Annotated in this window: 17 protein-coding genes and 1 pseudogene; 6 read left to right on the plus strand and 12 right to left on the minus strand. The window is 73.0% G+C overall.

From position 1 onward, the window contains the following. Nucleotides 1-218, plus strand: a pseudogene (locus HZU84_RS07740) (hypothetical protein); the annotation flags it as partial. 323 nt (nt 219-541) lie between these two features. On the opposite strand, the gene HZU84_RS07745 reads toward HZU84_RS07740, so the two are convergent. From HZU84_RS07745 to coaBC, 10 genes are all read right to left on the minus strand, one after another. Next, the gene (locus HZU84_RS07745; protein ID WP_149503762.1) at nt 542-982 is read right to left on the minus strand and encodes an ExbD/TolR family protein; all 441 of its coding nucleotides are present in this window, start codon (nt 980-982) and stop codon (nt 542-544) included. A 13-nt stretch (nt 983-995) separates the two neighbouring features. Beyond that, complete coding sequence (locus HZU84_RS07750) at nt 996-1,439, minus strand: ExbD/TolR family protein (protein ID WP_149503763.1); 444 nt, start codon at nt 1,437-1,439, stop codon at nt 996-998. Then, nucleotides 1,436-2,137: a MotA/TolQ/ExbB proton channel family protein gene (locus HZU84_RS07755; RefSeq protein WP_375139027.1), complete on the minus strand. Its 702-nt coding sequence runs from the start codon at nt 2,135-2,137 to the stop codon at nt 1,436-1,438. Before HZU84_RS07755 ends, HZU84_RS07750 begins: the two co-directional genes overlap by 4 nt. After that, complete coding sequence (locus HZU84_RS07760) at nt 2,134-3,585, minus strand: ABC transporter ATP-binding protein (RefSeq protein ID WP_149503764.1); 1,452 nt, start codon at nt 3,583-3,585, stop codon at nt 2,134-2,136. Before HZU84_RS07760 ends, HZU84_RS07755 begins: the two co-directional genes overlap by 4 nt. Further along, nucleotides 3,582-4,361, minus strand: coding sequence for an ABC transporter permease (locus tag HZU84_RS07765; RefSeq protein ID WP_149503765.1), 780 nt, complete (start codon nt 4,359-4,361; stop codon nt 3,582-3,584). The genes HZU84_RS07760 and HZU84_RS07765 overlap by 4 nt, the downstream gene beginning before the upstream one ends. Next, nucleotides 4,358-5,317: an ABC transporter permease gene (locus HZU84_RS07770; protein ID WP_149503766.1), complete on the minus strand. Its 960-nt coding sequence runs from the start codon at nt 5,315-5,317 to the stop codon at nt 4,358-4,360. Before HZU84_RS07770 ends, HZU84_RS07765 begins: the two co-directional genes overlap by 4 nt. Further along, complete coding sequence (locus tag HZU84_RS07775) at nt 5,314-6,873, minus strand: ABC transporter substrate-binding protein (RefSeq protein WP_149503767.1); 1,560 nt, start codon at nt 6,871-6,873, stop codon at nt 5,314-5,316. Before HZU84_RS07775 ends, HZU84_RS07770 begins: the two co-directional genes overlap by 4 nt. 152 nt (nt 6,874-7,025) lie before the next feature. Then, nucleotides 7,026-7,466, minus strand: a complete 441-nt coding sequence (locus HZU84_RS07780) for a Fur family transcriptional regulator (protein ID WP_149503768.1) — start codon at nt 7,464-7,466, stop codon at nt 7,026-7,028. A gap of 60 nt (nt 7,467-7,526) precedes the next feature. Beyond that, nucleotides 7,527-10,277 (minus strand): TonB-dependent receptor domain-containing protein, encoded by a 2,751-nt coding sequence (locus HZU84_RS07785; protein ID WP_149503769.1) that lies wholly within the window; start codon nt 10,275-10,277, stop codon nt 7,527-7,529. A gap of 114 nt (nt 10,278-10,391) precedes the next feature. Continuing rightward, nucleotides 10,392-11,669, minus strand: a complete 1,278-nt coding sequence (gene coaBC, locus HZU84_RS07790) for a bifunctional phosphopantothenoylcysteine decarboxylase/phosphopantothenate--cysteine ligase CoaBC (RefSeq protein ID WP_149503770.1) — start codon at nt 11,667-11,669, stop codon at nt 10,392-10,394. A 164-nt stretch (nt 11,670-11,833) separates the two neighbouring features. Here coaBC and HZU84_RS07795 point away from each other — a divergent pair, with 164 nt between their 5' ends. The 3 genes from HZU84_RS07795 (at nt 11,834) to HZU84_RS07805 (ending at nt 17,528) form a co-directional block, all read left to right on the plus strand. Beyond that, a complete protein-coding gene (locus tag HZU84_RS07795) occupies nt 11,834-14,083 on the plus strand; it encodes a TonB-dependent receptor plug domain-containing protein (RefSeq protein ID WP_149503771.1) in 2,250 nt (749 codons plus the stop codon). A 406-nt stretch (nt 14,084-14,489) separates the two neighbouring features. Further along, entirely contained in the window at nt 14,490-16,364 is a 1,875-nt protein-coding gene (locus tag HZU84_RS07800) for a hypothetical protein (RefSeq protein ID WP_149503772.1), read from the plus strand. A gap of 90 nt (nt 16,365-16,454) precedes the next feature. Then, on the plus strand, nt 16,455-17,528 hold the full coding sequence (locus HZU84_RS07805) for an RNA methyltransferase (protein ID WP_149503773.1): 1,074 nt from the start codon (nt 16,455-16,457) through the stop codon (nt 17,526-17,528). A gap of 29 nt (nt 17,529-17,557) precedes the next feature. Here the strand turns inward: HZU84_RS07805 and HZU84_RS07810 are convergent, their stop codons facing one another. After that, a complete protein-coding gene (locus HZU84_RS07810) occupies nt 17,558-18,286 on the minus strand; it encodes an IclR family transcriptional regulator (protein WP_149503774.1) in 729 nt (242 codons plus the stop codon). A gap of 66 nt (nt 18,287-18,352) precedes the next feature. On the opposite strand from HZU84_RS07810, the gene HZU84_RS07815 reads away from it, so the two are divergent. Beyond that, entirely contained in the window at nt 18,353-19,333 is a 981-nt protein-coding gene (locus tag HZU84_RS07815) for a hydroxymethylglutaryl-CoA lyase (RefSeq protein ID WP_149503775.1), read from the plus strand. Beyond that, on the plus strand, nt 19,330-20,580 hold the full coding sequence (locus HZU84_RS07820) for a CaiB/BaiF CoA transferase family protein (protein WP_149503776.1): 1,251 nt from the start codon (nt 19,330-19,332) through the stop codon (nt 20,578-20,580). The genes HZU84_RS07815 and HZU84_RS07820 overlap by 4 nt, the downstream gene beginning before the upstream one ends. Here the strand turns inward: HZU84_RS07820 and HZU84_RS07825 are convergent. Then, a complete protein-coding gene (locus HZU84_RS07825; protein ID WP_244954275.1) occupies nt 20,573-21,049 on the minus strand; it encodes a DUF3237 domain-containing protein in 477 nt (158 codons plus the stop codon). The two genes, HZU84_RS07820 and HZU84_RS07825, sit on opposite strands and share 8 nt — an antisense overlap. Between the last annotated feature and the right edge of the window lie 73 nt (nt 21,050-21,122).

The following is a 21,122-nucleotide window of genomic DNA, read 5'->3' on the forward strand; positions in this document are numbered from 1 at the left end:
GCTTCGGTGCGGCCCGCGCCGGGCTGACCGGCGGCGCTGTCGGCCTGCGCGCGCTGTCCAATCTCGCCTTCCTGGTCTTCGTGCCGGCGCTGCTGTTCCGCTCGATGGCGAAGGTGGATCTGGCGCAGGCGGTGCCGGCGGAGCGGGTGGCACAGGCCGAGGCGGCTCGGGCTGCACCGCCTGCACCGGCGCGGCGGCAGGCGCAGGCGGTGGCGTGATCTCGGGCTGAGGCGCCCAGACCCTGGGCGAGGGGGGGGGCGGCGCCACGGCCGGGGGCGGGGGCGTCTTCGGCGCCGGGGCGGGCGGCGGCGTCTCCTTCGGGCGGGGCGGCGGCGGCGGGGGCGGCGGCGGTGCTGGCGCGTCGATGATCGCCATCTCCACCGTCTGGCGCACCGACTCGACCGTCTGGCGCGCCAGACCGGACATCAGCGCCCAGCCCGCCAGCAGGTGCAGACCGACCACCGCAGCGGCACCGGCCCAGCGCGGCGCGCGTGACGGGTTCTCGAATTCGGGCAGCGGCATCGTGCGGACTCTCCCCGTTTCAGCGCGCAGGCTCGAACTGCTCGAGGCCGGCCACGCCCAGGCGCCGGAGCCCCGCACGCTGCGCCTCGACCATCACCTCGGCAAAGGCGGCATAGGCCGAGCCCGGTGCCGGGCGGATGTGCAGCTCGGCCGGACGCGGCCGCGCCGCCTCGGCCTGCAGCCGCGCCACCAGTGCCGCGCGGTCGGCCAGCGGCTCGTCCTGCCAGCGCAGTGCACCGTCGGGCGCGATGTCGATGCGCACCACCTCCGGCGGCTCGACCGGCGGTGCGGCCGGCGCCACCGGCAGGTCGAGATCGGCCGAATGCAGCTGGATCGGGATCGTGATGATCAGCATCACCAGCAGCACCAGCATCACGTCGATCAGCGGCGTGGTGTTGATCTCCATCAGCGGTTCGTCGTCGCCGCCGGCGGTGTCGCCGGGGCCGATGTTCATCGCCATCGGGGCGGTCCTTTCAGCGCAGCGCCTGCGGCTCGGTGATGAAGGAAATGCGCGCGATGCCGGCGCGCTGGCAGGCCAGCACCACCTGCGCGACCGGATCGAAGGCGCTGCGGCGGTCGCCGCGCACCTGGACCTCCAGCGCCTGGCCCGGCGGCGCACGACGCGCGGCCTCCAGCAGCCGGGCCTTCAGCGCCTCCGGCCCGGCCAGCGGCAGGTCGTGCCAGAAGATGCGCCCGGCCGCATCGACCGAGATGACGATGCTGTCGGGCCGGGTCTCGCGCGGCTGCAGCCGCTCCTGGGGCAGCTCGACCGGCACCGAGGTCGCCACCACCGGGATGGTGATCAGGAAGATGATCAGCAGCACCAGCATCACGTCGACCAGCGGCGTGGTGTTGATGGTCGAGATCACCGCATACTCCTCGGGCGGCGCGTCGAAGGGGCCGCGGGGCAGCGTCATCGCGGCTCGGCCAGCAGCACCGCGTGCAGGTCGGCGGCGAAGCCGCGCACCTCGTCCATCACCGCCTTGTTGCGGCGCACCAGCCAGTTGTAGCCCAGCACCGCCGGCACCGCCACCGCCAGACCGATCGCGGTCATGATCAGCGCCTCGCCCACCGGCCCGGCCACCTTGTCGATCGAGGCCTGACCCGCCACGCCGATCGCGGTCAGCGCGTGGTAGATGCCCCAGACGGTGCCGAAGAGGCCGACGAAAGGCGCCGTCGAGCCGACGGTGGCCAGCAGCGCCAGCCCGTTCTGCAGCCGGCCCTGCACCCGCTCGATCGCGCGCTGGATCGACATCGTGATCCAGGTGTGCAGGTCGATGCGACCGAGCAGGCCGGCGTGCTTGCCGCTGGCCTCGACGCCGGCCTGGACGATGAAGCGCAAGGGGCTGCCGCGCTCGAGCTGCTCGGCGCCCTGGGCGATGCTGGCGGCCTGCCAGAAGGCCTCGGCCGCACGCGCCTGGCGCAGCATGCGCTGCTGCTCCAGCCACTTGACGACGATGACATACCAGCTCGCCGCCGACATCACCACCATCATCAGCAGCACCAGCTTGGCGACCAGGTCGGAGCCGGCCCACAGCGCGGCCAGTCCGTAGGGATTGCTTTCAGTCACCGAAGGAAGCTCCACAAGGAAAGGAAAGGAACCGGGCCGGACTATACCGGCGCAGCGCAGGCCGCCGGAGTCGCGGCCCGGGCCGGGTGCAGGGTGTGCGGGGCCATCGCCCGGGCCACGTCGGCATCATGGGTGACCAGCAGCAGCGCGCAGTCCAGGCGCGCGGTCTCGCGCGCCAGCAGCGCCAGCGCCTGCTGCTGGGTCAGCGGATCGAGGCGCGAGGTCGGCTCGTCGGCGAACAGCAGCGCCGGTCCGGTCCACAGCACCCGCGCCAGCGCCAGGCGCTGCAGCTCGCCACCGGAGACCTGCGCCGGCCGGCGCGCCAGCAGGCCCGCATCGATCTGCAGCGCCTCGAGCAGCCGGCGCAGCGCCGCCGCGTCCAGCCGGTGGCGGCGGCCGACATCGCCCAGCGCGTCGGCCAGCGTCACCGTCGGCGCGAAGGAGCCCTGCGGATCCTGGTAGAGCTTCTGCAGCGCCCAGGGCCTGAGGTCCGCGACGCGCCGCACCCGGCCGCGGTCCGGCGCCAGCAGGCCGAGCAGCAGATTGCCCAGCGTGCTCTTGCCGCAGCCGCTCGGGCCCTGCACCGCCAGGCGCTCGCCACGCCCGATCGCCAGATCCAGCCCGTCGAACAGCCAGCGCCCGCCGAACTGCTTGCCCAGGGCCTCGGCGCGCACCACCGGCTCGCCGGCCGGGGCGCGGGTCGGCAGCCGGGCGTCCGGCCAGCCCGACGGATCGGCCGCGATCAGCGCACGGGTGAAGGCATGGGCCGGCGCGGCCAGCACCCGGGCGGTGTCGCCCTGCTCGACGCACTCGCCATCGCGCAGCACCATCATCCGGCCGCCCAGCGCGCGCGCCACCTGCAGGTCATGCGTGATGACCAGCACCGCGCCCCCCTCGCGGCGCAGCTGCTGCAGCAGCTCGACGCAGCGATCGCGCCAGTGCGCATCCAGCCCCTTGGTCGGTTCGTCCACCAGCAGCAGCCGCGCGCCGCCGGCCAGCGCGATCGCCGCCGCCGCGCGCTGCGCCATGCCGCCGGAGACCTGCCACGGAAACTGCTGCGCGGCCGCCCCCAGCCCGGCCGAGGCCAGCGCGGCCTCGGCGCGGGCTGCCGCCTCGGCCGGAGCCGCGCCCCGCAGATGGCGATGCACCAGCGCGAGCTGAGGCTGCAGCCGCATCAGCGGATCCAGCGCCTGCGCCGGCTCCTGCGGCAGCATCGCCAGGCGGTGTCCCCAGAGCGGCTGGCGTTGTGCAGGCCGGTCGGCCGCGCTGGCCCGACCCTCGATCACCACCTGGCCGCTCGCCTGAAGACCCGGCGGCAGCGTGCCCATGATCGCCTGCGCCAGCAGCGACTTGCCCGCGCCGCTCTCGCCCAGCAGCACCAGCGCCTCGCCGGCCTGCAGCGCCAGCGACAGCGGCCTCAGCAGCATCCGGGCACCGGCACGCACCGTCAGGTCCTCGACCCGCAGCAGGGCCTCGCTCGATGTCGTGCTCATGCGCCCGTCTCCTCGTCGCCGACCAGCAGCATCATGCCCAGCACCGTCAGCATCAGCACCGCCACCGGCGCGGCGATCAGCCAGGGCGCCTCATGCCAGTGCGGCAGCGCCTCGGTCATCATCAGGCCGAGCTCGGGCGCCGGCGGCTGCACGCCGACGCTGATGAAGCCCAGCGCCGCCAGGCCCAGCACCGCCTGCGCCGCCCCGAAGGCCAGCAGCGTGCCGAGCTGCGGCGCCAGCGCCGGCAGCAGATGACGCCGCAGCAGATGCAGCAGCCCGAAGCCCAGCAGCCGCGCCGCCTGCACCGCGTCGCCCGCCAGCACCGGGCGGCTGACGCTGCGGCTGACCCGGAAATGCTCGACCCACATCACCAGCGCCAGGCCCAGCGCCAGCATCTCCTTGCGACCGGGCAGGATGGCCGCGCACAGCACCACCAGCAGCAGACCGGGAATCGACATCGCCGCATCGGCCAGCAGCACCAGCGCACGCTCGACCCGCCCGCCCTGCCAGGCCGCCAGCAGCCCCAGCAGCACGCCTGGCACCGCCGCCGCCAGCGTCGCCAGCAGCGCCACGCCCAGCGACAGCCGGGTCGCCTCGGCCAGCCGGGCCAGCACGCTGCGTCCGAGCAGATCGGTGCCCAGCGGATGCGCCGCGCCCGGCGGCTGCAGGCTGGCCGAGAGATCCTGCAGCGCCCCGTCGATGCCGATCAGCGCCGGCCCCGCCAGCCCGAACAGCGCCACCAGCGCCAGCAGCAGTCCGCCCGCACCGCGCTTCATGCGCCCTCCCCGGCCTGCGGCGCACGCCGGCGCGGATCGGCAGCGACCGAGGCGGCATCCGTCAGCAGGTTGAAGAGCACGAACATCAGCCCCATGCACAGCGCGGTGCCCTGGATCATCGGCACGTCGCGCGCGAAGACCGCATGCACCAGCGCATGCCCGATGCCCGGCCAGGCGAACAGCGACTCCACCACCACCGCGCCCTCGACCAGAAAGACCGCCTGCACGCCCAGCCAGGCCAGCACCGGCAGCGCCACATGGCGCAGGCCGTGATGCCGCAGCGCCTGGGACTCGTTCAGGCCCTTCATCCGCGCGAAGGCCCAGGCGTCGGACGCCAGAAAGCCGCGCAGCGCCTGGCGGGTGATGCGCGCCAGGCCCGCGGCCAGCCCGGCCGCCAGCGTGGCCGCCGGCAGCAGCAGGCTGGCCGGGCCCTGGTCGCCGGCCACCGGCAGCGCGCCGGTGCCCACCGCCACCCCCAGCATCAGCAGCACCGCCAGCAGGAAACTCGGCATCACCCGCAGCAGGACCGCCAGCGCCAGCGTCAGCCGGTCGACCGCCCCGCCCGGACGCAGCCCGGCGCGCAGGCCCAGCAGCAGCCCGACCGGCAGCGCCAGTGCCAGCGCCGCGCCGGACAGCTGCAGCGTGGCGCCGAGCTGGTGCGCCAGCTCCTCCAGCACCGGCGCGCCCGTCACCAGCGAGCGGCCCAGGTCCAGGCTCAGCAGATCGAGGCACCAGCCCGGCAGCACCTGCCACAGCGAGCGGTCCAGCCCCAGCTCGGCGCGCACCGCATCGGCCGCGGCGTTGTCGACCCGATCGAAGCCGTAGCGCCCGGCCGCCACCCGCAGCGCCATGTCGCCCGGCAGCGCACGCATCATCAGCAGGCACAGCGTGCCCACGCCCAGCGCCAGCACCAGCGCCTGCATCAGGCGACGCAGCAGCAGCTCCAGCCCCCTCATGCCCGCCACCGCATCGCATCCAGCCGATAGGACAGCTCCAGCGGATCGAGCATCACCCCGTCGACCCGCGCGCCGACCGCCAGCTGCTGGCGGTACCAGCTGACCGGGATGACCGGCAGCTCGTCCTGCAGCACCGCCACCACCCGGCGGCGCAGCTCGGCCGCGCGCGGCGCCTCCGGCCCGAGCCGGGCCAGGGTGTCGAGCGCGATGCCGACATCGGCATGCTGCCAGCCCATCGCCCCCCAGTCGCCGCCGCCCGGACCGAAGTCCTGACGCAGCGTGCCGACCGGATCGGGCGTGCTGGCGTAGTTGCGCGCGCCCAGGCCGATCTGCAGCCGCCCGTCGCGGTGGCCCAGTGGAATGTCGCCGGCATTGCCGACCGCGACCTCCAGCGCGATGCCGGCCTGGCGCCACTGCGCCTGCAGCGCGGTGGCCAGCGGCGGCAGCTCCGGCCGGTCCGGGAAGGTGCGCAGCTGCAGCGCCAGCGCCTGGCCGCGAGCATCCTGCAGCCGGCCATCGGCGCCACGCCGCCAGCCGGCCTGGGCCAGCAGCTGCTGCGCGGCGGCCGGATCGTGGCGCAGCGGTGCCAGCGAGGGGTCATGCCAGTCGCCCAGCGAAGGCGGCAGCAGCTGGGTGGCGGCCAGCGCCGGATCGCGCAGCAGCGCCCGCGCGATGCCGGCGCGGTCGACCAGCAGGCTCAGCGCCCGGCGCACCCGCACATCGGCCAGCGCCGGCAGCCCGGCATTGAGCTTCAGGAAGACGGTGCGCGGAAGCATCACCGACTGCACCCGCAGCGCCGGACGCTGGCGCAGACGCTGCAGGCTGGCCGGATCGAGGCCGTAGGCCAGATCGGCCTGGCCGCTCTCGATCATCAGCGCCCGGGTCTCGGCGCGACCGGCGGCCAGATAGGCCACCCGACGGATCTGCGGCAGCGGCCCGCCGTTCCAGCCCTCGAACACCACCGTCTCGGCCTGCTGCGGTGGCTGCAGCCGGGTCAGGCGATAGGGCCCGCTGCCGATCAGCGCCTGCACCCGGCCGGCGGCATCGAAGGCGGCCGGCGCCAGCACCAGCGTGCTCGGATGCGCCAGCAGCGCCGGCAGCGCCGCATGGCGCTCCTTCAGGCGGATGCGCAGCGTGGTGTCGCCCTCCGTCTCCATCGCCAGGATCGGTGCATTCGACAGCAGCCCCGGCGCCACCCGCGCCGGCTGCAGGCTGCGCAGCACCGCCGCCGCATTCACCGGCGAGCCGTCATGGAAGCGCGCGCCCGGGCGCAGCTCGAAGCGCCAGGTCAGCCCATCGGCGGCGGCCTGCCAGCGCACCGCCAGCGCCGGCCGGAGGGCGCCGCGATCATCGGCGCCCACCAGCGTCTCGGCCACCTGCAGCCGCGAGAAGACAAAGCCGCTCTGCGCCGGCTGCAGGCCGGTGATCTCCCAGGGGCCGACGATCTGCAGCGGTCGCTCGTCGGCCGCCAGCGCGGGCGTGAAAGGCAGCAGGCCGGCCAGCGCCAGCAGGCCGCGGCGCCGGGCAGACACCGGTGCGACAGGGGACAGGCTCATCAGCAAGGGCCGCCAAGGCGGGCGGCGAATGATTCTCGATTGCTAATGATATTTCATTACCAATGAAGCTTGCTGGAATGGGGTTGTGCGGTCGTGAAGCGGAGGGACTGGGCGTGGGTCCCCGCCTGCGCGGGGATGACGAGAGGGGGAGTTCAGCCGCAGCTGTCGTGGCCGTGGCCGTGCGCGTGGGCGTCGTCGCAGGCCGGGGTGGGCGTGGCGGCCTGTCCGGCGCAGTCGGCGCAGCAGCCGTACAGCGTCAGGTCGTGGTCCTCGACCGAGAAGCCCGGCGGGGCCAGCCGGGACAGGTCGCCCGGGCAGGCGTGCACGTCGAAGACGCGCTGGCAGCGTCGGCACTGGAAATGGTGATGGTGGCGGCGGCTGACCGGCTCGTAGCGCGGGTTCTCGCCGGGCAGCTGCACCACCGCCAGCGTGCCGTCATCGACCAGGGCCTTCAGATTGCGGTAGACGGTGGCGATGCCCAGGCCCGGCGCGAGCGACTGGGCCTGGTCGAGCACCTCCTGGGGCAGCAGCGGCCGGCGGGCCACCTCGATCGCCTCGCGGATGGCGATGCGCTGACGGGTATTGCGTTCCATGCCGCAAGGTTAGCCGATCCGCCGCCCCCCCAAGGCCCCAAGGCCCCAAGGCGCCTCGGCTCAGAAGCGCCAGTCCAGTCCGAGCTGCAGCGTGCGGCCCTGGCCGCTGGCATAGCGCGGATCGAAGCCGATCATGTGCGCGCCGCTGGTGCGCAGCGTCAGCGGCGGATCGCGGTCGAGCAGGTTGAGCACCGACAGCGTCAGCGTCAGGTCGGCGCGCGGCTGCCAGCGGCTGGTCCAGTCCAGCGTCCAGTGCGAGGGCACCCGGCGCTCGACGGCCATGCAGCTCAGACCGTCGGCGCTGGTGACCGCGCAGCCGGCCTCGGTCTGCACCATGTCCTGGTAGCCGCTGCGCCAGTTCACCCGCGCCTGATGCGACCAGCGGCCACGCTCGAGCGCCGCCGACAGCGCCACCACATGACGGAAGGCCACCCGGTCGTCGAGGCCGAAGCGGCCCAGGCTGGAGGCCCATTCGCCATCGCTGCCCGGCACGGTGTAGCGCGAATGCAGCAGCCAGGTGCCCTCGATGCGGTGGGTGACACGCCCCCAGGGCGAGCCGTGGCGCAGGTGTGCCTGCCAGTCCAGGCCGCGCTGCTCGACCCGGCCGATGTTGACCGGCAGCTGCCGCAGCGCCAGCACCTCGGTGCCGGTGGCGGCGCTGGTCTTGCGGGTGTAGAGGCTGGCGTAGCGCACCGGGTCGTTGAGGATCAGCTGCTCGCTGATCTCCTGCACCGCATCGCGGATGCGCACCGACCACAGATCGGCGCCGAAGCCCAGATCGGCCGAGGGCTCCAGACGCAGGCCGGCCGACCAGTGGCTGGAGCGCTCCGGCTTCAGGTCCGGGTTGCCGCCCTTGAGCAGGTCGATCTGGTTGCTGCCCGGCCAGCACAGCGCGGCATAGGGATGCGAGCCCAGGCCGTTGGCGGCGGTGAAGGGGCAGGCGTAGCTGCCGGCGGTCACGCCGTAGTCCTGCTCGGCGCGGGCGACCTGCAGCAGATCAGGCGCCCGGAAGCCGGTGCCGGCCGCGGCGCGCCACATCAGCCCGGCCGAGGGCTGCCAGCGCCAGCCGATGCGGCCGGTGGCCTCGCTGGCCGAGCGGCCGATGCTGCGGTCGGCCAGATGATCCTGCACCGGGCCGATGCGGTCGGCGCGCAGCGAGGCATCCAGGCGCATGTCGCGCCGCAGCGGCAGCGCCAGCTCGCCGTAGGCGCCGGCGCTGTCGCGGCTCAGGTCAGCGGCGGTCTGCGCGTCGCTCGACAGCAGCGCGCCGCTGCGCGCGGTGTCCGACAGCGTGCGGCTCCAGCCGCTGCGCCGCCACTCCGCGCCCAGACCGAGCTGGGCCGGGCCGCCCGGCAGCTCGAACAGCGTGGTCGATCCGCCCGCCTCCAGGCCGGCCAGATGGGTGCGCGTGGTGTCGTAGCGGCCGCGCCAGCCCGAGGCCGACAGCGCCGCCAGACCGCTCGCGTCCTGGCGCGCGGCAAACGGGTCGAGCCGGCCGTCGGCCAGCGCCGCCTGGAAGGGTGCCGCCAGCAGCCAGCCATCATGCAGGTTCTGGCGCTGCTCGTGCAGCGACAGCAGCGCGCGGGTGCGCAGCTGCCAGCCGCCGGCCTCGCCGTCGAGCCCGGCGCTGACATGCATGCGGCGGTTGCGGTAGTCGACCACCCGCGGCCCGGCGTCCTGCAGGCGCCAGCTCACCACGGTGCTGTCATGGCCGTCGATCTGCTCCTGGGTCAGCCACGGCGCCAGGCTGCGGGCGAAGGCGGCCGAGCCGGCCTCGAGCGAGACATCGGCCGGATACGGCGCCACCGTCGCGCGGGTCAGGGTGTCGCGCCACAGCGCGGTGCCGCGCAGCGTCCAGCCGGCGTCGAGCCGGCGCGCGCCGTCCAGCGTCAGGCCGGCGCTCTGGGTCTGCGGCGCCACATCCACCGTCGAGGCGTAGTCGTAGTAGCACAGCCCGCCGGCCTCGATGTGGCGGCTGCCGCAGCTGCCGCTGGCCTGCAGGCCCGGATTGATCCAGGCGGTGGCGGCCTCGCCGGCGGCGTCGGTGTAGCTGACGGTGGCGTTGGCCGGCACGGTGCGCATCGAGCCGTTGAAGAACAGCAGATCGCGCCCCTGCGCGTCGCGGAAGCGGATCAGGCCGGTCGAGGCGAAGGGGCGCTGCGAGGCGCGGACCGCCTCGGTGCGCGCCAGCTCCAGCGTCCACGACAGCGTGCCGCCGTCGCGCAGCTCGTCGCCCAGGCCCTGCGACAGCGCGGCGCTCCAGCCGCGTCCGCCCGCCTGCTGCGGCCGCAGCGCGCGCGCCGAGAGCGCCAGCGGCCGCTCGCCACGGCGCAGGATCAGGTTGACCACGCCGCCGATCGCGTCGGCGCCGTACAGCGCCGAGGCACCGTCGCCCAGGATCTCGATGCGCTCGAGCGCGGCCAGCGGCAGCGTGCCCAGATCGACCACCGAGCCGGAATCGGCCGGTGCCAGGCGCTGGCCGTCGAGCAGCACCAGCGTGTAGCGCGCGCCCAGGCCGTGAATGGAGGCCGCGGTCACGCCGTTGCCGTCATTGCCGACGCTCTCCGACAGCGCCAGCATGCCCTGCATCTGCGGCAGCCGCTCGAGCAACTCGGCCACGGTGCTGGCGCCGGAGCGCTCGATCTCGGCGCGCTGCAGGGTGCGCAGCGGCGCACTGCCCTCGCCCACGCTGCGCAGCATCCGGCTGCCGGTCACCTCGACCCGGGAAAGCTCGAGGGCTTCGGCGGCAGCGGCGGCCACTGGCAGCAGCGCCAGTGCGGCGGCGGCCGCCAGCCTGGTGTTCTTCTTCATTTCAGTCCGTCAAGGATGTTGTCGATCGGAAACCCAACTCGACAAATCTTAACGTACCGATAGTTATTAACTATATGTCAAGCAACTGTTATTTTTCACTTCGTTGCGGATACATCACGCCGACGGGTGAAGCCGTCGCGCGATCTCCGCCACCAGCGCACGCGCCAGCGTCTGCTTGTCGCAGGCGCGGCCGTCCTCGGGCAGCGGGCGACTGTGCTCGGCATCGACCAGCAGCAGCGCGTTGTCGTCGCGGCCGAAGGTGGCCGGGCCCAGGTTGCCGACGATCAGCGGAATGTTCTTTCTCTGAAGCTTTTCGCGCGCGTGCTGCTCGAGCTTCTCGCTCTCGGCGGCAAAGCCGACGCAGAACGGGCGCTGGTCCTCGGGCAGGCGCGCCACCGCGGCCAGGATGTCGGGGTTCTCGGCCAGCTCGAAGCTCGGGGCGACCTTCTTGCCGTCCTTCTTGATCTTGTGCTCCGACAGCGAGGCCGGGCGCCAGTCGGCCACCGCGGCGGTGGCGACGAAGAGATCGTGCAGCGGCGCGCGCGGCATCACCGCGTCGAGCATCTGCTGTGCCGAGCGCACATCGATGCGGGTCACCCCGCGCGGCGTGTCCAGGTGCACCGGGCCGGCCACCAGCGTCACGTCGGCGCCGGCCTCGCGGGCGGCGCGTGCGATCGCGAAGCCCATCTTGCCGCTGGACAGATTGGTGATGCCGCGCACCGGGTCGATCGCCTCGAAGGTCGGACCGGCGGTGATCAGCAGGCGCCGACCGGCCAGCGGTTTCGGCGACAGCGCCGCCACCAGTTCCTCGACGATCGCCTCGGGCTCGATCATGCGGCCGTCGCCGATCTCGCCGCAGGCCTGCGCACCGGCGTCGACGCCCAGCACCAGCGCGCCGTCGGCCACCACCTGGCGCAGGTTGCGCTGCGTGGCCGGGTGCGCCCACATCTCGCGGTTCATCGCGGGTGCCACGATCAGCGGCACCGGACGCGCGTCCGCCGCACCGCTGGCCAGCGGACGCGCCAGGCAGGTCAGGCTGAGCAGGTCGTCGGCGCGGCCCTGCGCCAGACGGGCGATGAAGTCGGCGCTGGCCGGCGCCACCAGCACCGCGTCGGCGCCGCGGGTCAGGTTGATGTGCGGCATGCCGTTGGGCTCGCGGGCGTCCCAGGTGTCCAGCGCGACCGGATGGCCGGAGAGCGCCTGCATCGTCTCGGCGGTCATGAAATGCAGCGCGCCGGCGGTCATCGCGACCCGCACCTCGGCGCCAGCCTTGACCAGCAGGCGCGCGAGCTCCGCGCTCTTGTAGCAGGCGATGCCGCCGCTCAGGCCGAGCACGATGCGGCGGCCGGCGAGATCGGCCCGGGGGCCCGGGGCGGACGGAGCGAGGGTCATGAGCGTGGATTCGGTCATGGGCCGCGAGTCTATACGGGCGAGCAACGCGGCAGACAATGAACGCCGTGTCCGAAAAATCTACCCCTCCACGTATGAACACTCCGAAGAAGGTCCCCAGGAACGCTCGAACGACCGCCCGGACGAAGGCCCCAGGCCAGCGAGGCGTGCGCCTGCTGCTGCCGCTGGCCTCGGTCGCCGCGCTGGCCGCCGCGCAGGTCCAGGCGCAGGAGAGCAGCGCGCCGGCCGCACCGGTGCCGCCGCCGCAGGCCACGCTGGAGCGGGTCGAGATCCGTGCCAGCCGGCCCGACGAGAGCCGCGAGCGCCGCCAGGCCACCGCCGCCAGGACCGTCATCGGCCGCGAGGAGCTGGAACGCCAGGGCGACGCCACCGTGACCGAGGTGCTCAAGCGCCAGCCCGGCGTGACGCTCGACGGCCGCCCGGGACGCGGCGGCAATCCGCGCCTGCGCGGCCTGGGCAGCGGCTACACGCAGATCCTGATCAACGGCGAGCGCATGCCGATGGGCATGAGCCTGGACGCGCTCACCCCGGGCCAGGTCGAGCGCATCGAGATCACCCGCGGCCCGACCGCCGAGACCGGCGCGCAGGCGGTGGCCGGCACCATCAACATCGTGCTGCGCGAGGATGTGCGCCAGCGCCTGAACGATCTGCACCTGAGCCTGGGCCGCGACGACGGGCAATGGCAGCCGGGCCTGAGCTGGACCCGCGCCGAGCAGATCGAGGATCTGTCCTACAACCTCTCGGTGCATCTGCGCGAGAGCCGCAGCGATGACGGCAGCCTGCTGCGCACCGTCGAGACCACGCAGGCCGACGGCCAGCTCGCGCGCGACCAGGACCGGGTGGACGACAGCCGCTCGCGGCGCCGCTCGCTGCATGCCGGCGGGCGGGTGCAGTGGCGGCTGGGCGCGGGCGAGAGCTTCGCGCTGATGCCCTTCCTGCTGCGCTCCGAGAGTGTCAGCGAAGGCAGCCGCACGCTGCTCACCCGCGCCGGCAGCGCCGACTATGCCCAGGCGGCCACCTCCGGCGAGAGCGGCTTCTCGCTGGCGCGGCTCAACGCGCAGTGGCAGACCCGGCTGGCGGACGGCCTGCGGCTGGAGCTGCGCGCCGGCGCCACCGGCTCGCGCTCGGACGGCAGCAGCCGGCGCACCGAGGCCGATGCCGCCGGCAGCCCGCTGCGCCGCATCGACGAGGAGCGCGACGGCCGCGACCGCTGGCTGAGCACCGGCGGCAAGGCCAGCCGGCCGCTGGTGGAAGGCCGCCATCTGCTCGCGCTGGGCTGGGAGCTGGAGAGCGGCCGCCGCGACGAGAGCCGCAGCACGCTGCAGACCGAAGCCGACGGCAGCACCCGCGTGCTCGACGGCGACTTCGGCGACGCGCTGCAGTCGCGCAGCCGCCGCACCTCGCTGTGGATCCAGGACGAATGGACGCCCACGCCGCAGTGGTCCGTCCAGGCCGGTCTGCGCCATGAGCGCATCGACACCCGCGGCAGCACCGGCACCGCCGGCCAGGCCGAGGGGGTCAACCGCAGCCGGGTCACCGCGCCGATGCTGCATGCGGTCTACCGGCTGGAGGAAGGCGGACGCAGCCTGATCCGCGCCGGCCTGACCCGCAGCTACAAGGCGCCGACGCTGACGCAGATGATCGCCCGCAGCACCCGCGCCAGCGGCAGCAATCTGGAGATCAACCCCGACCGCGGCGGCAACCCGGCGCTGCGCCCGGAGCTGGCCACCGGCCTGGACCTGGCCTGGGAGCAGCATCTGGCGCAGGGCGGCGTGTTCAGCGTCGGCGTCTTCGAGCGCCGCATCGACGACCTGATCCGCAGCCAGGTCACGCTGGAGAACACCGGCGACGAGGCGCTGCGCTGGGTCTCGCGGCCGCAGAACATCGGCCGCGCACGCTCGCGCGGGCTGGAGCTGGAGGCCAAGGCCCGGGCCGCCGAGCTGGCCGCCCTGCTCGGCCCGCGCGCCGAAAACGCCCCGCCCTTGCCCGCCGTCGATCTGCGCGCCAACCTCAGCGTCTACCGCTCGCGGGTGGAATCGCTCTCCGGCCCCGACAACCGCCTCGACAGCCAGCCCGGCTGGAGCGCCGGCGCCGGCGCCGACTGGCGGGTGCGCGGCACGCCGCTGACGCTGGGCGGCAGCATCAGCTTCACGCCCGGCTACGCGGTGCAGCTCGACGCCAGCCGCACCGCCACCGTCGACACCCGCCAGGTCATCGACGCCTACGCGCTGTGGACCTTCGCGCCGGACCTGAAGCTGCGCGTCTCCGCCAGCAACCTCGCCGCCCGCGACAGCGTCTCGACCACCACGGTGGACGGCGCCACCACCCGCCAGACCGCGACCACCTGGGGCCGCAGCAGCACGGCGTGGGCGGTGAGGCTGGAGATGAAGTTGTAAGTGGCTCGGCCAAGAGCGGCAGGCAGCACTCAGGTCGCTTGTACAAATGCACGACCTGCGCTGTGCCAGCGGTCTGCGCAGGCGGTCTGTCGCGGCGCTTCCAGCCTGATTGTTACCAGCCTTGTCCTCGCCATGTGAATATTCACTCGAACAACACCATGCGCATCAATGACGAAAGATCTGATGTGCGCAGAATTTCAATTTCAAGAAAAATTGCCGACGATGTAACTCACAGTCCGTCAAAACGCACACCACTGCACCAAGGCAGTGCATTCCTGGTCTCAGGTTGCTTCCCCGGTACATTGTCACACCAGCCGCCCGCAATTATTATTTTCGCATCACGGCCGCATTCAAGAGCTCGGCAGGTTTTCAGCCAAGTCGATGAACTGACTATTGCAAGTCAGACATGCCCCTGCTCGAAAATTCAGGCGCGAGCATTTTCATGGAGTGCAGAATGTACAGTATGTCCGATCAAAAGAATCCTGCTTTCCGTTCGTGGGCCACGGTCCTTTTGGCCGGATCTGCCGGAATACTGGTCGCCTGCGGCGGAGGGGACAGCGAAGACGGCAGCGGTGACTCCACCAATCCTGCCCCCGGAATCACTACGTATGCGATTGGCGGCACGGTATCGGGCCTGTCAGGCAGTCTCACGCTGAAAAACAATGGTGACGATGCGCTGTCGCTCACGACCAGCGGCTCCTTCAGCTTCCCGACCCGGCTGGCCAGCGGCGCCCGTTATGCGGTGACGGTGGGCACGCAGCCCGCCGGCCAGAACTGCACCGTCGCAGGGGGCAACGGCACCGTCGCCTCGGAGGCAGTGACCTCCGTGCGTGTCACCTGTGCAGCCAGCGCGACCAGCGTGCTGAGCGGACGCACATGGCAGCCAGGCCAGTTGCTGGAGTCGAGTGTCGGCGATGTCATTGGCGGCACGCTGTACAGCCGTTATCGGGTCGGTCTGTCGGATACCGGCGCGGCGGTGCTCGCCTTCCTGCAAGAGGACGGCTCGGGCGGCGAGTCGCTGCAGGTCGTGGACGGTGCAGCCGGCCCAGCAGGAAGTGCGCCGGTCTGGTCCGCACCTGTGGCCATCGACAGTGCGGCGAAGACGGTGCCCTCCACGAGCATGACCGGCATCCAGTTGCCGGCTCTGGCCGTGTCACCGAATGGGCAGGCGGTCGTGCTCTGGTCCAGTTCCCGTGACTGCACCGGGAGCGAGGGCTGTCTCTCGATGTACATCCTGAACGTGTCCCGCCGCCTGTCGGGCAGCACGGCATGGGAAGCGCCCGTGGCGATCCTGGAGTCGAAGAACGCCGCCCGTGACGCGATTCCGGTCATCAATGACCGCGGCGACGTCGCCATCTTGTTCAACGGGCAGCAAGCAGCGGTGAGCACCGGCCATGTGGCTGTGGCCATGCGCCAAGCCAGCGAAGCCGGCTACCGAGTGCAGTCCTTCACCGGGTGGCCGATCGGCACGATGCGCAAGCTCGGTCAGCAAGTGCAGATGGGCATGGACAAGGCGGGCCGCATCACGCTGGTCGGCGAGCAGACCAACACAAGCGACACGTCCGACCTTGTGGCCTATCGCGGCACGGTCGCGGCAGGTTTCGGCGCCACCCCCGTGGCCGAGGCCCTGGAAGACCGATCCTCAAGCGCCACGCTGCATGGAATCACCGTCGGTCTGGACGGCACTGTCGCGGCCGCGTTCCAGCAGACGACCGCCACGGTCACCCGAGCCACGCTGCTGTCGGTCTGGTCCCCTGATTCGGGCACCTGGGCGGCAGCCCGCGATGTCTCGGCGGATCTGGGCGCGGCGCTGTCCAGCAACTGGGCGCTGCGTGTGCCGGACGGCACCAGCGGGGACGTGCTGCTGTTCAGCGGCTGCACGCTCGCCAGTCGCCGTTCGGGCCAGTGGCTGCCCCGGGTCGATCTGCCCGCCGATTGCGGCCTGAACAGTTCGTCGGAGTTTTCTGGCCTGTGGGCGATGGACCGCAACGGCAACTATATCGCGATGAATTCCGGCTCCAGCCTGTGGCGTTCCTATGATGTAGCCACCAATCGCATGATCAAGGCCATCCCGGGTTCCACGCCTGTGTCGGCCGATTATCTCCTTGGAGTCGCCAAGGATCCGCGCGGAGGTTACAACTTCGGCGGAACCATGGAATTGTCGGTGCAAGGCCTGGGCCTGATGGTGGTTCGCACGCCTTATACCCAGATACCCTCGGCCGCTGCACCAAACGGTGATTCGGCAACGCCTCAGAACCTGTTCGGCTTCTATTTAAAGTGAAGCCTGCGAGGCGCAGGCTCCGAGACCGGTCCTTGATGCCGGTGTGCCCGCCGGTCCGGCGGCGGCCCGGCATCATCGACAATCACGCCCATGCGCCTCCCCGACCTCACCTCCCGACTGCACGCCCTGGGCGCCGGACCGACCCATGTGCAGCGCGTGCTGCGCCACTGGGCGCAGGCCCACCCGCATGACCGGGGCGCCCATGCGCCCGAGCATTTCTATCCGAAGCCGCTGCTCGAAGCGCTGCCCGCGCTGCGCGAGGAGCTGGCCGGGCTGGCGCGGCTGCAGGCCAGCCATCCGGGCGAGGACGGCTCGGCGCGGCTGCTGGTGCGGCTGGGCGACGGGCAGATGGTCGAGAGCGTGCTGCTGCCGGCGGGGCCCAAGGGCGGCGGCGTGTGCGTGTCCACCCAGGTGGGCTGCGCGGTGGGCTGCCGCTTCTGCATGACCGGCCAGGGCGGCCTGGTGCGCCAGCTCGGCAGCGCCGAGATCGTCGCGCAGGTGGCGCTGGCGCGGCAGCAGCGCCCCGGCCTGAAGGGCGTGCGCCGCGTGGTCTTCATGGGCATGGGCGAGCCGGCGCACAACCTCGACGAGGTGATGGACGCCATCGAGCTGCTCGGCACCGCCGGCAACATCGGCCACAAGGAGCTGGTGTTCTCCACCGTCGGCGACCTGCGGGTGTTCGAGCGCCTGCCGCAGGGGCGCGTGAAGCCGGCGCTGGCGCTGTCGCTGCACACCACGCGGCCCGCGCTGCGTGCCGAGCTGCTGCCGCGCGCACCGGCCCTGGCCCCGGCCGAGCTGGTGCGCCTGGCCGAGGACTACGCGCGCGCCACCCAGTACCCGATCCAGTACCAGTGGACGCTGCTCGAGGGCGTCAACGACGGCGACGACGAGCTCGAAGGCATCGCCGAGCTGCTGGCGGGCAAGTACGCGATGATGAACCTGATCCCGTTCAACAGCGTCGAGGGCAGCGGCTTCCGCCGCCCGAGCTGGGAGCGCGCCGCCGAGATGGCGCGCTGGCTCAACCAGCGCGGCGTGCTCACCCGCCTGCGCCGCTCCGCCGGCCAGGACGTCGACGCCGGCTGCGGCCAGCTGCGCGCCCGCGCCGAGCGACCGGAGCGGCCCGCGCGCCGGGTGATCGAGGTGCGGCCGGCCGTGGCCGGCTGAGGCCGGCCCTGCACGCCCACCTCCCAAGCTCAGCCCGCGCCCAGCGCCGCGCTCAGCCGCGCGGCCGTCTCGCGCAGCGCGCCGACCAGCTCGGGGCGCATGCGCGGCTCGGGCACCGTCAGCGTCAGCGCCCCCACCAGCACCGGCGCGGCGCCGGCCGCGCCTGAGCGCCACACCGGCGCCGAGATGCCGGTGAGCCCGGCCACCCGGTCGCCGGTGCGCAGCAGATAGCCCTCCCGGCGGATCTGCTCGTGCAGCGCGCCGGGTTCGCCGGCAAAGGCCAGCAGCACCCGGCCGCCGGCGCCGCGCTCCAGCGGCAGCAGGTCGCCGGCGCGCACATGGTCGCGCAGCAGATGCGGCGAATCCACCCGCAGCAGGCACAGCCGCTGCGCGCCGGAGCGCACATGCAGCGCCACGCTCTCCTGGGTGGCGGCCACCAGCGCGCGCATCAGCGGCAGCGCCACCGCCTCCAGCGGAAAGGCCGCCGCGCGCACCTGCGCCAGCCGGTCGATCTCCGGCCCCGGCGACCAGCCGCCCGTCTCGTCGCGCACCAGCAGCCCGGCATGCGCCAGCGAGTTCAGCAGCCGCAGCGCGGTGCTCTTGTGCAGCCGGGTGCGCTCGGCCAGCTCGGTCACGCCCAGCGCGCGGTCGCCCGGCCGGAAGGCCGACAGCAGGCTGAGCGCGCGGTCGACCGCCGCGGTGCCGCCGGGTGCGGCGCCCTCGTCGGCCACCGACGGGTTCGTGGACTTGCGGGGCATCGGCTATGATCCTGATCGTTCATTGAAACGCATGTTTCATTCTACAGAACAACCGAAGGATTCCCGATGCCCCTCCTGTCTCCCGCCGCTCCGGCGGTGCTGATCAGCGAGGTCGGCCCGCGCGACGGCCTGCAGAGCCTCGCCGCGGTGATGCCGACCGCCGCCAAGCTGGCCTGGATCGACGCGCTGCACGCCGCCGGGGTGCGCGAGATCGAGGTCGGCTCCTTCGTGCCGGCCTCGCGCCTGCCGCAGATGGCCGACGTGGCCGAGGTGGTGCGCCATGCGGTCACGCGCCCCGGCTGGACGGTGATGGCACTGGTGCCCAATCTGCGCGGCGCCGAGGCGGCGCTGGCCGCCGGCGCCCACAAGCTGACGCTGCCGCTGTCGGCCAGCGAGGCGCACTCGCAGGCCAATGTGCGCCGCAGCCGCGCGCAGATGCTCGAGGAGCTGCGCGCCATCGCCCGGCTGCGCGACCGCGTCGCGCCCGGCGTGGCGCTGGAGGTCGGCATGTCGACCGCCTTCGGCTGCACGCTGCAGGGCCCGGTGGCCGAGGACGAGGTGGTGCGGCTGGCCGCCGCCGCGGTCGAGGCCGGCGCCGACGAGGTCGGCCTGTCCGACACCACCGGCATGGCCGACCCGGCGCAGGTGCGCCGGCGCTTCCGCCAGGTCCATGCGGCGATCGGCCGGCATCTGGGCGCCGCGCATCTGCACAACACTCGCGGGCTGGGCCTGGCCAATGTGCTGGCGGCACTGGATGCGGGCGTGCGCACCTTCGACAGCTCGCAGGGCGGGCTGGGCGGCTGCCCCTACGCACCGGGCGCCTCGGGCAATGTGGTCACCGAGGACCTGGTCTTCATGCTCGAGGCCATGGGCCTGGACACCGGCATCGACCTGGAGCGGCTGATGGCCGCGCGCGAGGTGCTGCGCGCCGGTCTGCCGGGCGAGCCGCTGCACGGCATGACGCCCGAGGCCGGACTGCCCCCGGGCTTCGTCTACGCCGACGGCCGCCGGCCGGCCGGCGTCACCACCGCACCGGAGGCCGCATGAGCGCGGCCCCGACCCCGGGCCACGACGACGCGCTGCCGCTGGCCGGCGTGCGGGTCATCGAGTTCACCCACATGGTGATGGGCCCGAGCTGCGGCATGGTGCTGGCCGACCTGGGCGCCGAGGTGATCAAGGTCGAGCCGCTGGCCGGCGACAACACCCGCCGGCTGCTGGGCTCGGGCGCGGGCTTCTTCGGCATGTTCAACCGCAACAAAAAGAGCATCGCGCTCGACATGAAGAGCGCGCGCGGCCGCGAGATCGTGCTGCGGCTGGCCGCCGGCGCCGATGTCTTCAGCGAGAACTTCAAGAGCGGCACGATGGAGCGGCTCGGCCTGGGCTTCGAGGTGCTGGAGCGGCTCAATCCGCGGCTGATCCATGTCTCGCACAAGGGATTCCTGCCCGGCCCCTACGAGCACCGCACCGCGCTGGACGAGGTGGTGCAGATGATGGGCGGCCTGGCCTACATGACCGGCCCGCCGGGGCGGCCGCTGCGCGCGGGCAGCTCGGTCAACGACATCATGGGCGGGCTGTTCGGCGCCATCGGCGTGCTGGCGGCGCTGGCCCAGCGCGAGCGCACCGGCCGCGGCCGCCAGGTGCAGAGCGCGCTGTTCGAGAACAACGTGCTGCTGATGGCGCAGCACATGATGCAGTTCGCGGTGACCGGCCGCCCGGCCGCGCCGATGCCCGCGCGCATCAGCGCCTGGGGGCTGTACGACGTGTTCGAGGTCGCCGGGGGCGAGCAGATCTTCCTGGCCGCGGTCAGCGACACCCAGTGGACGCTGCTGTGCGAGGCCTTCGGCTGGAGCGACCTGAAGGACGACGCCCGCCTGGCTGGCAACAACGACCGGGTGCGCGCGCGCGAGTGGCTGCTGCCGCTGCTGCGCGAGCGCTTCGGCGGCTTCGACGCGGCCGAGCTGTCGGCGCGCTTCGAGCGCATCGGCCTGCCCTACGCGCCGATCGTGCGCCCGCACGAGCTCTTCGACGATCCGCACCTGGCGGCCACCGGCGGCCTGGCGCCGGTCACGCTGCCGGCCGATGCCAGCGGCGCCGGCCAGCCGGTCGAGACGCGCCTGCCGCTGCTGCCGCTTGCGCTCGACGGCCAGCGCCTGCCGCTGCGCCACGCGCCGCCCTCGATCGGCGAGCACGGGCCGGCGCTGCTGCGCGAGCTGGGCTACGGCGAGGACGAGATCGCGCGGCTGCGCGCCGACGATGTCATTGGCGGGCCCGAGCGCCTCGGCCCGCTCAGCTGATGCGGTAGAGGTCCAGCAGCACCTGGCGGGCGCGGCGCTCGCCGGTGGCCAGCGCCATCACCCGGTTCAGATGCGCCCAGGCGGGCGCGCCGGTGGTGAAGCGCACCAGCGTGCGGAAGAAATAGTCCTGGCGCGGCACCGCCTCGCCGGCGGCCAGCCGGGCCATGACCTCGGCGGGGCCGTGGCGCAGGCCCTCGCTGCGGACCTCGATCAGCGCGCCGTCGTCGGCGCGGATCACGTAGTGCGCGGCGATCTCGAGCACGCCGTCGCTGCGCATCCATTGCCAGTCGATGCCGCCCTCGACCAGCGTGCCCGACAGCTCCGGCCCGCTGACCTCGCCGGCGCCCAGCGGAACAAAACGCCGCTCGCCGGCCGGCGCGGCACCGAGGCTGGCCAGGGCGCCCACCTCGCAGCGCAGATGCGCCATCGGGGTCAGGCCGGGTGGGCAGGCAAAGGGGGCGGGTGTCATCATCGGGCTCCGGTCCGGGCGGGGATCCGATCATCGGTCGCCCGGCCCCGGCCTTGTGTCCACCCTGAGGATG

Origin of the sequence: Sphaerotilus sulfidivorans (assembly GCF_013426975.1) — a bacterium.
Lineage (GTDB): Bacteria > Pseudomonadota > Gammaproteobacteria > Burkholderiales > Burkholderiaceae_C > Sphaerotilus > Sphaerotilus sulfidivorans.

Excerpts from the sequence above, each read along its gene's own strand:
- HZU84_RS07745 (WP_149503762.1), bottom strand. The coding sequence starts at position 982 with ATGGCGATGAACATCGGCCCCGGCGACACCGCCGGCGGCGACGACGAA.
- HZU84_RS07750 (WP_149503763.1), bottom strand. The coding sequence starts at position 1,439 with ATGACGCTGCCCCGCGGCCCCTTCGACGCGCCGCCCGAGGAGTATGCG.
- HZU84_RS07760 (WP_149503764.1), bottom strand. The coding sequence starts at position 3,585 with ATGAGCACGACATCGAGCGAGGCCCTGCTGCGGGTCGAGGACCTGACG.
- HZU84_RS07765 (WP_149503765.1), bottom strand. The coding sequence starts at position 4,361 with ATGAAGCGCGGTGCGGGCGGACTGCTGCTGGCGCTGGTGGCGCTGTTC.
- HZU84_RS07770 (WP_149503766.1), bottom strand. The coding sequence starts at position 5,317 with ATGAGGGGGCTGGAGCTGCTGCTGCGTCGCCTGATGCAGGCGCTGGTG.
- HZU84_RS07775 (WP_149503767.1), bottom strand. The coding sequence starts at position 6,873 with ATGAGCCTGTCCCCTGTCGCACCGGTGTCTGCCCGGCGCCGCGGCCTG.
- HZU84_RS07780 (WP_149503768.1), bottom strand. The coding sequence starts at position 7,466 with ATGGAACGCAATACCCGTCAGCGCATCGCCATCCGCGAGGCGATCGAG.
- HZU84_RS07785 (WP_149503769.1), bottom strand. The coding sequence starts at position 10,277 with ATGAAGAAGAACACCAGGCTGGCGGCCGCCGCCGCACTGGCGCTGCTG.
- coaBC (WP_149503770.1), bottom strand. The coding sequence starts at position 11,669 with ATGACCCTCGCTCCGTCCGCCCCGGGCCCCCGGGCCGATCTCGCCGGC.
- HZU84_RS07800 (WP_149503772.1), top strand. The coding sequence starts at position 14,490 with ATGCCCCTGCTCGAAAATTCAGGCGCGAGCATTTTCATGGAGTGCAGA.
- HZU84_RS07805 (WP_149503773.1), top strand. The coding sequence starts at position 16,455 with ATGCGCCTCCCCGACCTCACCTCCCGACTGCACGCCCTGGGCGCCGGA.
- HZU84_RS07810 (WP_149503774.1), bottom strand. The coding sequence starts at position 18,286 with ATGCCCCGCAAGTCCACGAACCCGTCGGTGGCCGACGAGGGCGCCGCA.
- HZU84_RS07815 (WP_149503775.1), top strand. The coding sequence starts at position 18,353 with ATGCCCCTCCTGTCTCCCGCCGCTCCGGCGGTGCTGATCAGCGAGGTC.
- HZU84_RS07820 (WP_149503776.1), top strand. The coding sequence starts at position 19,330 with ATGAGCGCGGCCCCGACCCCGGGCCACGACGACGCGCTGCCGCTGGCC.
- HZU84_RS07825 (WP_244954275.1), bottom strand. The coding sequence starts at position 21,049 with ATGACACCCGCCCCCTTTGCCTGCCCACCCGGCCTGACCCCGATGGCG.